Origin of the sequence: Citrobacter sp. Awk 2, from assembly GCF_028069815.1 — a bacterium.
GTDB lineage: Bacteria > Pseudomonadota > Gammaproteobacteria > Enterobacterales > Enterobacteriaceae > Citrobacter.
Map to the genome: position 1 here is coordinate 26,912 of NZ_JANEWL010000034.1, position 14,411 is coordinate 41,322.

Here is a 14,411-nt window from a genome sequence, read left to right on the forward strand (position 1 = left end):
TCTGCGGATCTGGCGAATTATTATCCGCTTGCGTTCTTCGTGGCAGACAAGCTGGCTTACATCCCCTCCGCACGCCGCATCCCCTCTGTTCTCCGCCCGTAAATTCTAGTAGCATCGCGCCTGTAATCTTTCTCTACAGTCGGTTCTACAATGACAACAACGAATAACACCCCCCAGGGTGAACTGGTTTTACGCACTCTGGCCATGCCTGCCGATACCAATGCTAACGGTGATATTTTTGGCGGCTGGCTGATGTCACAGATGGATATTGGTGGCGCTATTCAGGCCAAAGAGATCGCACACGGCCGCGTGGTGACGGTGCGAGTTGAAGGAATGAGCTTTTTGCGCCCGGTTGCCGTAGGTGATGTCGTCTGTTGCTACGCTCGCTGTGTAAAACGCGGAACGACGTCAATCAGCATTAATATTGAAGTCTGGGTGAAGAAAGTCGCTTCGGAACCCATTGGCCAGCGTTACAAAGCCACTGAAGCCCTGTTTATCTACGTCGCTGTAGATAAAGACGGTAAACCCCGTCCGATACCAACACAGGTCTGATAACCAGCGTTAACACCGTTATCAAACCTGCTTGCCGGAGAAGGCCTGACGCCAACTCCGGCACGCCAGTTACTCAATCTGCGCCGTACCGTTCAGACGGAAAACGATATTCACCACCAGGCCAGATCCCGGTTTGCCCGCCTCGTAACGCCATCTGCGCATCGCATTTTTCACTTCACGCTCAAACATATTGGCAGGCTGTGCGGAAAGCACCTCAACATTCTCTACACGGCCATCTGATGTGACATCAAACTTGACCTTCACCCGGCCTTCAATGCGCAGAGCCTGCGCGCGCGCCGGATACTGTGGTTGATTACGACTTAAGGCGCGTGGCCCAGACGGTGCACTAACCGCAGGTTTACTGGTTGCCGGTGCGGTACTGGTTGCTGCCGGACGAGCAGGCGCCGTGTTCTCAAACGGCGATGCCGGACGCGACTCAGCCGGTTTCACGTCACGTTTTGGCTGCTCTTCAACCTTTTTCACCGGTTTCGGCTTCGGTTTTGGCTTAGGCTTCGGTTTCTCGATCACCACCGGAGCCTCTTTTGGCGGTTCCGGTATAGGTTCAGGTTCCGGTTCAGGCTCAACGACTGGCTCCGGCGGCGGTTGAACTGCCTGAGGCGGCTCAAGATCGGCAGGTGCGACCATCGTGATGGAGATCGGCTGCGCGGGTGCAGGCAGTTCAATAACCTGATGTACCGAGGTATACAGCAGACCCGCCACTACAGCGCCGTGAATGCCGACGGAAAGCAACGTCGGCCAGGGAAAGCGACGAGGTAAATCAAGGGTCATTGCAGTCATAATCGTTTCAGTTATAAAACCAGGCCTCGATTTTAAATGCAAATAGCAATCATATTCAATAAGCCCATGACAGTAAGCCGCATTTAAAACGCAATTTCATGTAAAAAAACCATTATCTTAATATGGCCTTAACAAAGCTATTATCTTTACGTTGCAGTTACCAGGGCTTTCCAATAACGTAAACGCGACTTTTACCGATCAAGGAGCTCTACCCGTGCTGTATGTAATTTATGCTCAAGATATCGCAGATTCTCTCGAAAAACGTCTTTCCGTACGCCCCGCTCACCTGGCCCGCCTGCAACTCCTCCATGATGAAGGTCGTCTACTGACGGCAGGCCCCATGCCCGCGGTCGACAGTAACGATCCGGGTGCGGCGGGATTTACCGGCTCGACGGTGATTGCGGAGTTTGAATCTTTAGAGGCAGCACAGGCGTGGGCAGATGCCGACCCGTATGTGGCTGCAGGAGTTTATGCGCAGGTTTCGGTCAAACCATACAAAAAGGTTTTTTGAATTTACATAATTCATTAGAAATTCAAACACATAAATAAAAACAATCATCCGAAATACAAATTAAGGGCGCATTTAGGTACACATTAACCTACGCGCCCTCTCTTTTAGTTACCGCCTATACTTTCAGTCTGACATATGGCTGGAGATTTCTATGTGTGGACGCTTTTCACAGTCGATGACGCGTGAAGATTATCTCGCCCTTCTCGCTGAAGAAGCCGAACTCGACATGCCATACGATCCAGAACCCATTGGCCGTTTTAACGTAGCGCAGGGTGCCAAAGTTCTACTTCTGAGTGAACGTGATGAACAACTTCATCTTGATCCAGTTATCTGGGGATACGCACCTGGATGGTGGGATAAACCGCCGCTAATTAACGCACGCGTCGAGACTGCGGCCACAAGTCGGATGTTTAAACCATTGTGGCAACATGGTCGGGCGATCTGTTTCGCTGATGGTTGGTTTGAGTGGAAGAAGGAAGGCGACAAGAAACAGCCCTACTTCATTCATCGGGTCGATGGTCAGCCAATATTTATGGCGGCAATCGGCAGCACACCATTTGAACGAGGTGATGAAGCAGAAGGTTTTCTGATAGTTACAGCTGCAGCTGACAAAGGACTGGTAGAGAGGTGTCTTAATCCAATGAGGACTAGGTCAAAATCCCCTCCCTCAGGATCTACACCAAGGCTTTCTTTAGTCTATTGCTAAAAATCAACGCTGCGTTACCGCGAAAAAGTATATATTTTTTTCTCACACCCACTTTGTATTACGGATACACGAAAAATGAAGCGTTTAATGCTGGCGTTTGCAGCAACAACTATTCTTGCTGGCTGCGGCTCCCACTACGATGAAGAAGAAGCACTGGCCCGTGGAGCTGCAGCTCAAGCGGCTAAAGAACAACATAACATCACCGCATACGGCTTCAAGTCTGTGCTGAATGTCTGGAATTGCACAAACGCTAACGGGAGTGGCGAATCAATACTGGCTGTACGAGGAATGACGAATGATGAACGAGGTCAGGATATGCCGCTGATGATCACTCGCGCTGGTGTTAAAACGCTATACAAATACAACTCAGGGATGGGGGATGGTGTCCTGTACTTGACTGATCCTAATGGTGAATCTAAACATTTAGCCCGTTTTAAATGGGGTGCTTACGCTGACAGCTACGATATATTGGCTCTGCGTGATACTGGCGTTGAGTCCGAGTTTCATTGCCATCGGGTCAAGGACCCGTCCTCTAATTAGTTGCCTTTGTCTCGAGACGACTGGTTCTCGTCTAATGTGAACCCGTAAACTATAACCCGCATAGCTGCTTTGGATCATCGAGCTGTTGCCCCAATTTACAATCTCATTTTAATATCCAGCCTGCATCAGGGTTGGATATCATCATTCGCTGCTCGGTTTGACTATATGGTTAAGAATTTGCAGGCGCATATAAAGTAGAAAATCGTTCGACTAGAGTTAAGTTATCTAGTTATTTTGCCGATACTTCAATCAATCCCACTCTACAAGGAAAAACCGATGTTAGGACTTTATGGCGGAGCAACCGGGTTATTTATTGAATTGGCTGCACGAAAAGCTATTGAAGCATTTAGTAAAAAATCGACTGATGCCTCTCAGACTTCAGCCCAATTATCAGATGAAGCTCAAAAGGCGGAACTTCAGTCGCTAGTTTTTCAATCTCAGGCAAAAGTTCAACAAGAGCTCGCTATAGCAAGAAGAATTCTCGCAGCTGAAGAAGTTGAAATTGAAGAGTTCTACGATGGCTCCGCATCGGCTGAATTAGGCGCGAAAACCTCTACTGAGAAAGTGTCACTTGGACTCAGTGGCGAGGGAAGGAAAATTACTAAGCGCGTCATTAAATTCAAAGGGTTCAATAACCAGATTGAGCATATATTGCAGGAGATTGATAGAAGTACGACGGAACCATCAGGTCCGCAGTCCAAACTATAGAGCAGGATCGTCTATCGGGCGGGGTCAGTCCACTCTAAGCTACCCGCAATGTAACACTTGTACTCGAGGTGTGATGATTGGAAGGCCGGAAGGCAGGTAATAGAAGGCTTTAGCGTAACAGATCGTTTTTACGCGGAATTCTTCGAAATAGGCCGAATGGCAATACAAAAAAGTTCGTTAAAAAACAGAACGGACAGGAATACATTGGGCACCGCCTGCGGTGCCCTTTTTGGATCAAATGCTGTAGATCGCAAACAGCAACGAATTTCGTTGATGATTGAGAATGCATTTTCTGATGGAGTGGATACGCATGTTACGGCGCGATTGTCCTTCAAGCCAACGTGCTTTACGGCGGCTAGCCTGACGCAGCATCCGCCAGCGTCCCACTTCCGTTCTACTACGCTTCATGTTAACTACTCTTCCAGTCACAGAGCGGGCATTATACCCCCAGACCGAATGCAGACCAGTGGTTTTCCCGTGTTTTTATTTGCCAGATGACTCCTGATGCGTAAACTCTTAACAATACGCTTTCAAAAGGATTTTTAAATTTATGACAACCTTCTACACCGTGGTGAGTTGGCTGGTCATTCTGGGTTACTGGGTACTCATTGCTGGCGTTACATTACGCATTCTGATGAAGCGACGCGCAGTACCCTCCGCAATGGCCTGGCTTTTGATCATCTATATACTGCCATTGGTAGGGATCATTGCTTATCTGTCCTTTGGTGAACTTCACCTGGGCAAACGCCGGGCCGAGCGTGCCAGAGCGATGTGGCCTTCAACGGCTAAATGGCTGAACGATCTCAAAGCCTGCAAACATATTTTCGCGCAAGAAAACAGCAGCGTTGCCTCATCATTATTTAAGTTATGCGAGCGTCGCCAGGGCATTGCTGGCGTTAAGGGCAATCAGCTACAGCTTCTCACCAGCTCTGATGACGTGATGCAGGCGTTAATCCGCGATATTCAGTTGGCGCGTCACAACATTGAGATGGTGTTCTACATCTGGCAACCTGGCGGTATGGCCGATCAGGTCGCGGAATCATTGATGGCCGCCGCCAGACGGGGGATTCACTGTCGTTTGATGCTGGACTCCGCGGGCAGCGTGGCATTCTTCCGTAGTCCGTGGGCGGCGATGATGCGCAACGCGGGTATCGAGGTGGTCGAAGCGCTAAAGGTTAACCTGATGCGTGTGTTTTTACGCCGTATGGACCTGCGCCAGCATCGTAAAATGATCATGATCGACAACTACATCGCCTACACCGGTAGCATGAATATGGTCGATCCGCGTTTCTTTAAACAGGATGCCGGTGTCGGACAATGGGTTGACCTGATGGCGAGAATGGAAGGCCCGGTGGCCACTGCCATGGGGATCGTCTACTCCTGCGACTGGGAAATTGAGACCGGTAAACGCATTTTACCGCCGCCTCCCGATGTCAACATCATGCCGTTTGAGCAGGCTAGCGGACACACCATTCACACTATTGCCTCCGGCCCTGGCTTCCCTGAAGACCTGATCCATCAAGCCTTATTGACCGCCGCATATTCTGCTCGTGAATATTTAATCATGACCACCCCGTACTTTGTCCCCAGTGACGATTTGCTGCACGCCATCTGTACAGCGGCGCAGCGCGGTGTAGATGTCAGCATCATTCTTCCTCGCAAGAATGACTCAATGCTGGTTGGCTGGGCAAGCCGGGCTTTTTTCACCGAGTTACTGGCGGCAGGCGTGAAAATCTATCAGTTCGAAGGCGGATTGTTACATACCAAAAGCGTGCTGGTCGATGGCGAACTGAGTCTTGTCGGTACCGTAAACCTGGATATGCGCAGCCTGTGGCTGAATTTTGAGATAACACTGGTGATTGACGATGCCGGATTCGGCGGTGACCTCGCCGCGGTACAGGATGATTATATTTCGCGTTCCCGCCTGCTGGATGCACGTTTGTGGGTAAAACGACCACTCTGGCAGCGTATCGCTGAGCGACTGTTTTACTTCTTTAGCCCGTTGCTGTAAAACGTGCCCATCAGACAGTAAACAGGTAGTCATTATGGATATGGATTTGAACAACCGCCTGACCGAAGACGAAACGCTTGAGCAGGCTTATGACATTTTTCTCGAACTGGCGGCGGACAATCTCGATCCGGCCGACATCCTTCTGTTTAATTTGCAGTTTGAAGAACGTGGCGGTGCAGAGTTATTTGACCCTGCACAAGACTGGCAGGAGCACGTCGATTTTGATCTGAATCCTGACTTCTTCGCCGAAGTAGTGATTGGTCTGGCAGACTCAGAAGACGGTGAGATTAACGATATTTTTGCGCGTGTTCTGTTATGTCGCGAAAAAGATCACAAACTCTGCCACATTCTCTGGCGCGAATAGTGAAAACAAAAAGCTGCTCTCGCAGCTTTTTTTATTTCTAGTCAGGCAATTTACTTCCGCAGCGATTACAAAATTGCGCGCTGTGCTCATGCTGGCTTTGTTGACACTGCGGACATTTGCGCTGATTTTGCCGATGCTGAAACGCACTGCTCATGTGTGTTGTTATCAATCCTGTCGGGATTGCAATAACCGAATAACCAATCAGGATCAGTACTGACGCAACCATGCGGCCAAGCGGGGTATGCGGGGTAATATCACCATAACCGACTGTCGTAACAGTAACGATTGCCCAATATACCGACGCATTCAGCGTGGTAAAACCATATTTCGGGCCTTCGATCAGGTACATCAGTGCACCAAAGACAATCATCAGAATGGCAATAAACGAGTAAAACAGCATCAACTGATGACGGGCACTTTTAATTGCGCTCCAGAACACACGTAGCGACGGCATAAATCGCAACAGTTTGAGTATTCTCAGTACACGCAGCACGCGCATCGCTCGCCAGGCGAAAACATAACTCAGACTAATTTCCGGCCATAGCCACATCACATACAGTGGCAGAATCGTCGCGAGATCGATAATTCCCCAAAAGCTAAACACATATTTTGCAGGATTGGCCCAGCAGCACAATCTGAGCAGATATTCGAGGGTAAAGACCAGCGTAATAAAGACTTCCAGCCAGACAAAAATATGCCATTCATCATAGGTTAAATGGTATTGCGTCCCAACCCCAGACTCAATGAAGATAACAATCACGCTCAGCAATGCGAACAGTGCACACATGCCTTCAAAACGGCGCCCCGAGCGTGTATCTAAATCAAATAATGTACGGTAGAGAGTACGGCGAACAGAAGAGACTAAGCCTGACACATTTACCTCACCAAAAAGAAGGGCTGACAGTATGTCAGCCCTCTCGATTATAGCGGGTCTACTTTTAAGCAGGAAACCGCGTGTCGGAAACTCCCTTCAAGTACAGGACGCGTTTTCGCGCATTCTGGTCCGGCGATCGGACAACGCGTGCGGAACACACACCCCGAAGGCGGATTAATCGGGGACGGTAACTCACCTTCCAGCAGTTGGATAACCTTGTTCCTCTCCATATCAGGATCGGGAATTGGCACCGCTGACATTAGCGCTTTGGTATAGGGATGCAGCGGGTTATGGTACACCTCGTCATAGGTCCCTAATTCCACCGCATGCCCGAGATACATCACCAGCACGCGATCGGAAATATGTTTAACCACTGCCAGGTCATGGGCAATGAAGATTAATGATAAACCCATCTCACGCTGTAATTGCTGCAACAGGTTAACAACCTGCGCCTGAATCGACACATCCAGCGCGGATACGGGCTCATCACAAATTATCAGCTTCGGCTCAAGGATCAACGCGCGGGCAATACCAATACGCTGGCACTGCCCACCGGAAAACTCGTGCGGATAGCGGTTAATCAGGTTAGGCAGTAACCCCACTTTCATCATCATCGCCTTTACGCGGTCACGAACTTCCTGCCCAGGCAGATTCGGGTGATAAGTCCTCAACGGTTCAGCGATAATTTCACCGATGGTCATACGCGGGTTTAGCGATGCCAGTGGATCCTGGAAAATCATCTGGATGTCACTGCGTACCGCCCGCCACTCATCGGGTTTCATGCCAAGCAAATCTTTGCCGAGCCAGGCGACTTTACCATCGGTCGCTTTTACCAGACCGATAATCGCACGCGCAAACGTCGATTTCCCGCAACCGGATTCCCCCACCACACCTAATGTTTCGCCCTCATACAGACGTAGTGTAACGCCATCAACGGCTTTCAGCGTTTTCGACGGTTGCCAGAACCACTGTTTACCATCTTTGATGTCGAAATGGACTTTCAGATCGGCAATTTCGAGGAGTACTTTTCGTTGTTCGGTTACCGCATTCATACCAGTTCCTCCACCGGTTTAAAGCAGGCACGCAGACGGCCCGGACTAAACTCTTCCAGTGGCGGAGCACTGCTACAGATTTCCATGGCATGCGGGCAACGGGGCTGGAACGGGCAGCCTTTCGGTAAACGCAACAGGTTCGGCGGATTACCCGGGATAGTCAGCATTTCTTCCCCTTCGGCATCCAGACGCGGGACGGCATTAAGCAGGCCAATTGAATACGGATGAACAGGCTTATAAAAGACATCGCGCGCACTACCATATTCCATCGTGCGTCCGGCATACATCACCAATACTTTGTCGCAAATACCGGCAACAACACCGAGGTCGTGGGTAATCATGATGATTGCGGTATTGAATTCACTTTTCAGCTCATTCAGCAGCGTCATGATTTGCGCCTGAACCGTAACATCCAGCGCAGTAGTGGGTTCATCGGCAATCAGTAACTTTGGCCTGCACAGTAGCGCCATGGCGATCATCACACGTTGACGCATACCGCCGGAGAATTCATGCGGGTACATTTTCATACGCTTACGCGCTTCCGGCATTTTCACCGCATCCAGCATTCTGACTGACTCTTCAAAGGCTTCTGCTTTGCTCATACCTTTGTGTAGCATCAGAACTTCCATTAACTGTTCGCCGACCCGCATATACGGATTCAGAGAGGTCATAGGGTCCTGGAAGATCATCGAGATTTGCTCGGCGCGCAGTTTGTTCAACTCACGCTCCGGTAAGTTCAGGATCTCACGACCGTTAAATGTAGCGGAACCGCCAATTCGGCCATTTGCGGCCAACAGGCCCATCAAGGCAAATGCAGTCTGCGACTTACCTGAACCAGACTCACCCACAATACCCAACGTTTCCCCGGCGCGTAGTGAAAAGTTTAAATCGTTTACTGCAGTAACATCACCATCAGGGGTGGCAAACGTCACTCGCAGATCGGTAACGTTCAGCAGCGCGTTAGCCTGTTGTTGCGCGAGCGGCGCGGTTGAGGTCTCAATTACGCTCATGGCGGCACTCCTTAACGGTCTTTCGGGTCGAGGGCATCACGCAGGCCATCGCCAATAAAGTTAAAACAGAATAGCGTCACCACCAGGAACCCTGCCGGGAACAGCAGTAACCATGGCGATACTTCCATCGAGTTGGCACCATCACTGAGTAATGCGCCCCAGCTACTTAGCGGCTCTTGTGTGCCAAGTCCCAGGAAGCTCAGGAACGATTCAAACAGGATCATGCTGGGAACCAGCAACGAGGCGTAGACCACCACTACACCCAGTACGTTTGGCACAATGTGGCGCACAACAATACGCACGGTAGACACCCCACCGACCTGGGCTGCTTCAATAAACTCTTTGCGCTTCAGGCTCAGCGTCTGGCCACGAACGATACGCGCCATGTCAAGCCAAGACACCATCCCAATCGCCACAAAGATCAGCAGAATGTTTTGCCCAAAGAAGGTGACCAACAGAATAACGAAGAACATGAACGGGAAGGAGTTAAGGATTTCCAGCAGACGCATCATCACGGAGTCGATTTTACCGCCCAGGTAACCCGATAGTGAACCGTACAGCGTGCCCACAATCACCGCCACCAGCGCCGCCGCAATCCCCACCATCAACGAGATCCGTCCCCCAATTGCCACCCGCACCAGCAGGTCGCGTCCCGACGAGTCAGTACCGAAATAGTGGCCTGATTCCGTATCCGGCGCGCTGGACATCATGCCCCAGTCGGTATCGAAGTAGGTAAACTGCGACAACATTGGCGCCAGGGTCACAAACAGCGCAATAATCACCAGTACCACGAGGCTGGCTACTGCCGCCCGGTTATGCATAAAGCGTCGACGCGCGTCCTGCCACAGGCTACGGCCTTCGACCTCCAGCTTCTCACTGAAATTTTCCAGCGCTTCGCTGTTTTTCTTACTTAACATCATAGCGAGCTCCAGTATCAGTAACGGATTTTCGGGTCGATTACGGCATACAGCACATCGACAATCGCGTTAAACACGATGGTCAGCGCGCCGACCAGAATAGTCAGGCTCAGTACCAGCGAGTAATCGCGGTTTAATGCGCCATTCACAAACAACTGCCCAATGCCCGGTAAACCATAGATAGTTTCAATAACCATCGAACCGGTAATGATGCCGACAAACGCGGGGCCCATATAGGACAACACCGGCAACAACGCAGGTTTTAACGCATGGCGGAAAATAATCCGTCGCATCGGTAACCCTTTAGCACGCGCGGTCCGAATAAAGTTAGAGTGCAGCACTTCAATCATCGAGCCGCGGGTAATACGCGCAATACTGGCAATGTAGGCCAGGGATAGCGCCACCATTGGCAGGATCATAAATTTCAGCGCCCCACCATTCCAGCCGCCACCGGGTAGCCATTTCAGTGTGATTGCAAATATCATGACTAATAAGGGAGCAACGACAAAACTGGGGATCACCACCCCGGTCATCGCCACCCCCATAACTGTGTAATCCCACCGCGTGTTTTGCTTCAACGCGGCGATTACGCCCGCACTGACGCCGATCACCACCGCCAGAATAAAGGCCGCAGCCCCCAGCTTCGCGGAAACCGGAAAGCTTGACGCGACCAGGTCATTAACGGTGTAGTCTTTATATTTAAAGGATGGCCCAAAATCACCGTGCGCCAGCTGTTTCAGATAGCTAAAGTACTGCGTTGAGATCGGGTCATTAAGATGGTATTTCGCTTCAATATTCGCCAGAACTTCTGGCGGTAACGCGCGCTCTCCGGTGAAAGGACTTCCCGGTGCAAGACGCATCATAAAGAATGAAATCGTAATAAGAATAAATAGCGTCGGAATCGCTTCCAGACAGCGGCGTAATATAAATTTCAACATTGCCCGTACCTTCTGGCGTGTGCCTTTATACCCGTCATACTTCAAGCTGCAGGTGCGTTGGCTTTACTCGCTCACGCCAGTCACTTACTTAAGTTAGCGACTGGCGATTCGCTGCGTTGCCGCCTTCCTGCAACGTGAATTATTTAGGGTATACCTCTCTTTGTCGAAAGAGGTATTTATAGTTCGAAGAAAAAGACACTGTGGGGCAAACATGATTACCCCACGTCTTGCCATTAATGCTTGATAATATACAAGTCTTTAACGTGGATATTATCCATCGGGTCTTTACCGGAGTATCCGCCTACCCAAGGTTTCACCAGACGGGCGTTAACGTAGTAGAACACCGGTACAATTGCAGAGTCTTTATCCAACAGCTGTTCTGCTTGCGAATACAGTTCACTGCGCTGAGCATCATCAGTTGCTTTCAGGGTATCAGCAATCAACTTGTCAAATGCAGGGCTCTTATAGTGGACGGTGTTGTTGGAGCTGTCAGACAGCACCATATTCAGGAAAGACGTCGGTTCGTTATAATCCGCACACCAGCCTGCGCGTGAAACGTCATAGTTGCCCTGATGACGCGTATCGAGGAAAGTCTTCCACTCCTGATTTTCCAGCTTCACGTTCGCACCCAGATTTTTCTTCCAGATGGATGCCGCAGCGATAGCCAGCTTCTTGTGCAGATCGGAGGTGTTATACAGCAGATCAAAGGTCAACGGTTTATCCGCGGTAAAACCAGCTTCGGCCAGCAGTTTTTTCGCTTCTTCGTTACGTTTTTCCTGTGACCACTTGAACCACTCTGGCTCAACCAGTTTAGCGCCATCAGTATATGGCGGGGTAAAGCTATAGGCAGGCAGATCGCCCTGGTTTTTCACTTTGTTGACGATAATGTCACGATCCAGCGCCAGCTTCAGGGCGGTACGAACACGAACATCGTTGAACGGTGCTTTTTGGTTGTTAATTTCGTAATAATAGGTGCACAGGTAAGGATCAACGTGAACTTCGTTCGGGATCTCTTTTTTCAGTTTCTGGAATAACTCAATCGGCATGTTGTTATAGGTCATGTCGATTTCACCGCTGCGATAGCGGTTCACGTCAGTCACTTCAGAAGAAATTGGCAGGTATGTAACCTGGTTAATAATGGTTTTCGCGTTGTCCCAGTAGTGGGTATTACGCTCAAGAACAATACGCTCGTTGACAACCCAGTCTTTCAGTTTATAAGAGCCGTTAGAAACGATGTTAGCGGGTTGGGTCCATTTTTCACCGAATTTTTCCACCACGGCTTTAGGCACAGGTGAAAGAGAGGAGTGCACAAGTAGTTTGTAGAAATAAGGAACAGGTTCGCTCAGAGTGACTTCAAAGGTATGGTCGTCAATCGCTTTTACACCGAGATCGGTAACTGGCTTCTTACCGGCGATGATGTCATCAATATTGACAATATGTCCGTACTGTAAATAGCTGGCGTACGGTGAAGCAGTATTAGGGTTCGCCAGACGTTGCCAGCTATAGACGAAATCTTGTGCGGTAACGGGCGTTCCATCAGACCATTTAGCGTCTTTACGCAGATGGAATGTCCAAACTTTAAAATCTTTATTTTCCCATTTATCAGCCACGCCCGGTGATGGTTTGCCATCAACGTCACTGATTAATAAACCTTCAAATAAATCACGGTTAATGTTGGATTCCGGTACACCTTCGATTTTATGCGGATCGAGTGACTGGACTTCCGAACCATTATTACGCACCAGAGTCTGCTTCTCAGCTAACTGTACGCCTGCTGGTACTACTGCTGCTGTAGCAACATTTCCAGCGATTAGCGCAGTTAGGATCCCCGCAGCTACTAAACTTTTTTTAGTGATGTTAGTCATTGTGTTTGTACTCCCTCATTATTATGGCTGGTTTTATAACCAGACTGTTAATCCTGTCAGGATCCCTGTACGGCACCGGAGATTTTCTACCGTCAGGTGTTTTTTTGTTTACTGCTCGCTATCACCGACTTTATTTATTCTGACGATTCGTTTGATCGCCTTGCGTCGATTATCTACGTGCCTCCCCTGCCGGAAGCACGCTATTATCCTGTTGAGAGAAACTAACTGAAAATGATTCTCATCAACGTGAAATCTTCTGCTAAATACCTGGCCGGAAAGTATCAAATGCGTTTCTTCACCGCCAATACATTTTACAGATTTGTTAACCAATTCTCTTTTATCGAAAAAAAACCGCACTAAAAAATCATCAAAAAAGCAATTTTTCAACAATAAAATCAATTAATTCAATACATTGCATGAGACACCCCGTTCATCACCCTGTCCGGCATCGAAGAGACGTCAGAATGCACATAAATTTAACAATTGGTTATTAATTAGCACATTCATCTAAATTAGGTGCTGAAATAACTAATATCATTTCGATAATCCTTCAGCAAGCCCCAGAGTATGATGTTAATAAAATAACAATGCAGCCCTGTTTCATCTGTTCTGCGGAAAAGGTAATTGTGTTTAAAATCAATACATAAAAATGCAGTTGGCTATCATCATTTTTTAGTATTGCTATGCCACTTTTCAACTTTCGTGAGAAGTTTTACTGACAATGGAGGGAAACGGAGCCAGAGAGCAGCTCCGTTTATATTGAATGGGTGTATTCAGGCAAGTAAACCCGGGAAAATGGACTTGATACCGGTCACAATGAACTCAATACCCAACGCCATGAGTAACAACCCCATAATACGCGTGATGACGTTGATACCGGTTTGTCCCAGCAGGCGAACCAGCCATGGCGCCATTCGAAACAATCCCCAACAGCACAGAGCAAACAGCGCAATTGCCACGAAAAAACCAAACAGATTAATGGCACTATGATAACGCGTGCCCCAGACGATCGTTGAGCTTATTGCCCCCGGCCCCGCCATTAACGGCAGCGCTAACGGGACAACGCCAATGCTCTCGCGTATTGCCGTCTCCGACTTTTCCTGCTTGTTTTGCTTATCTTCCCCAAGTTTTCCGCTGATCATCGACATCGCGATAGTCACGACCAGGATACCACCAGCAATCCTGAACGAATCAATTGAGATGCCAAACAATTGCAGAATTCCATCCCCCAGAAACAGAGAGGTCCACAGAATGATAGCAACCGACAGGTTTGCCGTAAGGTTGGTTTTATTGCGTGCGGCAGCGGTCTGGTAGCTGGTCATGCTGATAAAGACAGGGATGATCCCTACCGGGTTGACCAATGCAAATAACCCAATGAAAAATTTAAAATAGACAGGAAAATCGAATAGCGTATGGATCACGGTTAGCTCCGAAGCGTTAGCCGGATAAAATGAGTCATAAAAATTGATGAAATCCGCGCTGAAGATACGCCTTTTGTCAGCATACTTCACCTGCTATCTGCGTATATCTGCGTAAATACGCTACCATTACTCAGTGTTATTAAT

General features: G+C 49.0%; 15 protein-coding genes and 1 pseudogene. 7 read left to right on the plus strand and 9 right to left on the minus strand.

Annotated elements, in window-relative coordinates; genetic code table 11:
* Window positions 1-150: 150 nt before the first annotated feature.
* A complete protein-coding gene (yciA, locus tag NNO02_RS11000) occupies window positions 151-552 on the plus strand; it encodes an acyl-CoA thioester hydrolase YciA (RefSeq protein ID WP_048211486.1) in 402 nt (133 codons plus the stop codon).
* Window positions 553-621: 69 nt separating this feature from the next.
* Here the strand turns inward: yciA and tonB are convergent, their stop codons facing one another.
* Window positions 622-1,350, minus strand: coding sequence for a TonB system transport protein TonB (gene tonB, locus NNO02_RS11005; protein WP_271440930.1), 729 nt, complete (start codon window positions 1,348-1,350; stop codon window positions 622-624).
* A 214-nt stretch (window positions 1,351-1,564) separates the two neighbouring features.
* On the opposite strand from tonB, the gene NNO02_RS11010 reads away from it, so the two are divergent.
* From NNO02_RS11010 to NNO02_RS11025, 4 genes and pseudogenes are all read left to right on the plus strand, one after another.
* A complete protein-coding gene (locus NNO02_RS11010) occupies window positions 1,565-1,861 on the plus strand; it encodes a YciI family protein (RefSeq protein WP_048211485.1) in 297 nt (98 codons plus the stop codon).
* A gap of 151 nt (window positions 1,862-2,012) precedes the next feature.
* A pseudogene (locus NNO02_RS11015) lies at window positions 2,013-2,486 on the plus strand (SOS response-associated peptidase family protein); the annotation flags it as partial.
* A 156-nt stretch (window positions 2,487-2,642) separates the two neighbouring features.
* A complete protein-coding gene (locus NNO02_RS11020) occupies window positions 2,643-3,107 on the plus strand; it encodes a hypothetical protein (protein WP_271454817.1) in 465 nt (154 codons plus the stop codon).
* A gap of 276 nt (window positions 3,108-3,383) precedes the next feature.
* Window positions 3,384-3,815 carry a hypothetical protein gene (locus NNO02_RS11025; RefSeq protein ID WP_271454818.1) on the plus strand — a complete coding sequence of 144 codons (432 nt, stop codon included), beginning with the start codon at window positions 3,384-3,386 and terminating at the stop codon, window positions 3,813-3,815.
* 234 nt (window positions 3,816-4,049) lie between these two features.
* On the opposite strand, the gene NNO02_RS11030 is transcribed toward NNO02_RS11025, so the two are convergent.
* Window positions 4,050-4,223 carry a YciY family protein gene (locus NNO02_RS11030; protein WP_005126414.1) on the minus strand — a complete coding sequence of 58 codons (174 nt, stop codon included), beginning with the start codon at window positions 4,221-4,223 and terminating at the stop codon, window positions 4,050-4,052.
* 142 nt (window positions 4,224-4,365) lie between these two features.
* Between NNO02_RS11030 and cls the strand changes: the two genes are divergently transcribed.
* Window positions 4,366-5,826, plus strand: a complete 1,461-nt coding sequence (gene cls / locus NNO02_RS11035) for a cardiolipin synthase (protein ID WP_048211484.1) — start codon at window positions 4,366-4,368, stop codon at window positions 5,824-5,826.
* A 34-nt stretch (window positions 5,827-5,860) separates the two neighbouring features.
* Window positions 5,861-6,190, plus strand: coding sequence for an HI1450 family dsDNA-mimic protein (locus NNO02_RS11040; RefSeq protein ID WP_040233211.1), 330 nt, complete (start codon window positions 5,861-5,863; stop codon window positions 6,188-6,190).
* 37 nt (window positions 6,191-6,227) lie between these two features.
* On the opposite strand, the gene NNO02_RS11045 is transcribed toward NNO02_RS11040, so the two are convergent.
* From NNO02_RS11045 to ychE, 7 genes are all read right to left on the minus strand, one after another.
* Complete coding sequence (locus NNO02_RS11045; protein WP_137381706.1) at window positions 6,228-7,064, minus strand: ion transporter; 837 nt, start codon at window positions 7,062-7,064, stop codon at window positions 6,228-6,230.
* A 47-nt stretch (window positions 7,065-7,111) separates the two neighbouring features.
* A complete protein-coding gene (gene oppF / locus NNO02_RS11050; RefSeq protein ID WP_048211482.1) occupies window positions 7,112-8,116 on the minus strand; it encodes a murein tripeptide/oligopeptide ABC transporter ATP-binding protein OppF in 1,005 nt (334 codons plus the stop codon).
* Window positions 8,113-9,126, minus strand: a complete 1,014-nt coding sequence (oppD, locus tag NNO02_RS11055; RefSeq protein WP_124021107.1) for a murein tripeptide/oligopeptide ABC transporter ATP-binding protein OppD — start codon at window positions 9,124-9,126, stop codon at window positions 8,113-8,115. The genes oppF and oppD overlap by 4 nt, the downstream gene beginning before the upstream one ends.
* A gap of 11 nt (window positions 9,127-9,137) precedes the next feature.
* The gene (oppC, locus tag NNO02_RS11060) at window positions 9,138-10,046 is read right to left on the minus strand and encodes an oligopeptide ABC transporter permease OppC (RefSeq protein ID WP_048211481.1); all 909 of its coding nucleotides are present in this window, start codon (window positions 10,044-10,046) and stop codon (window positions 9,138-9,140) included.
* A gap of 14 nt (window positions 10,047-10,060) precedes the next feature.
* The gene (gene oppB, locus NNO02_RS11065) at window positions 10,061-10,981 is read right to left on the minus strand and encodes an oligopeptide ABC transporter permease OppB (RefSeq protein WP_005126405.1); all 921 of its coding nucleotides are present in this window, start codon (window positions 10,979-10,981) and stop codon (window positions 10,061-10,063) included.
* A gap of 233 nt (window positions 10,982-11,214) precedes the next feature.
* Window positions 11,215-12,846 carry an oligopeptide ABC transporter substrate-binding protein OppA gene (gene oppA / locus NNO02_RS11070; protein ID WP_040233217.1) on the minus strand — a complete coding sequence of 544 codons (1,632 nt, stop codon included), beginning with the start codon at window positions 12,844-12,846 and terminating at the stop codon, window positions 11,215-11,217.
* A 773-nt stretch (window positions 12,847-13,619) separates the two neighbouring features.
* Window positions 13,620-14,267, minus strand: coding sequence for an NAAT family transporter YchE (gene ychE / locus NNO02_RS11075; protein ID WP_137381703.1), 648 nt, complete (start codon window positions 14,265-14,267; stop codon window positions 13,620-13,622).
* Window positions 14,268-14,411 lie beyond the last annotated feature (144 nt).

What these genes read in the sequence shown, in the direction of transcription:
- oppC (WP_048211481.1), bottom strand. Translation starts at nt 10,046, where the DNA reads ATGATGTTAAGTAAGAAAAACAGCGAAGCGCTGGAAAATTTCAGTGAG.
- NNO02_RS11025 (WP_271454818.1), top strand. Translation starts at nt 3,384, where the DNA reads ATGTTAGGACTTTATGGCGGAGCAACCGGGTTATTTATTGAATTGGCT.
- oppB (WP_005126405.1), bottom strand. Translation starts at nt 10,981, where the DNA reads ATGTTGAAATTTATATTACGCCGCTGTCTGGAAGCGATTCCGACGCTA.
- oppA (WP_040233217.1), bottom strand. Translation starts at nt 12,846, where the DNA reads ATGACTAACATCACTAAAAAAAGTTTAGTAGCTGCGGGGATCCTAACT.
- NNO02_RS11030 (WP_005126414.1), bottom strand. Translation starts at nt 4,223, where the DNA reads ATGAAGCGTAGTAGAACGGAAGTGGGACGCTGGCGGATGCTGCGTCAG.
- cls (WP_048211484.1), top strand. Translation starts at nt 4,366, where the DNA reads ATGACAACCTTCTACACCGTGGTGAGTTGGCTGGTCATTCTGGGTTAC.
- yciA (WP_048211486.1), top strand. Translation starts at nt 151, where the DNA reads ATGACAACAACGAATAACACCCCCCAGGGTGAACTGGTTTTACGCACT.
- oppF (WP_048211482.1), bottom strand. Translation starts at nt 8,116, where the DNA reads ATGAATGCGGTAACCGAACAACGAAAAGTACTCCTCGAAATTGCCGAT.
- NNO02_RS11020 (WP_271454817.1), top strand. Translation starts at nt 2,643, where the DNA reads ATGAAGCGTTTAATGCTGGCGTTTGCAGCAACAACTATTCTTGCTGGC.
- oppD (WP_124021107.1), bottom strand. Translation starts at nt 9,126, where the DNA reads ATGAGCGTAATTGAGACCTCAACCGCGCCGCTCGCGCAACAACAGGCT.
- tonB (WP_271440930.1), bottom strand. Translation starts at nt 1,350, where the DNA reads ATGACTGCAATGACCCTTGATTTACCTCGTCGCTTTCCCTGGCCGACG.
- NNO02_RS11040 (WP_040233211.1), top strand. Translation starts at nt 5,861, where the DNA reads ATGGATATGGATTTGAACAACCGCCTGACCGAAGACGAAACGCTTGAG.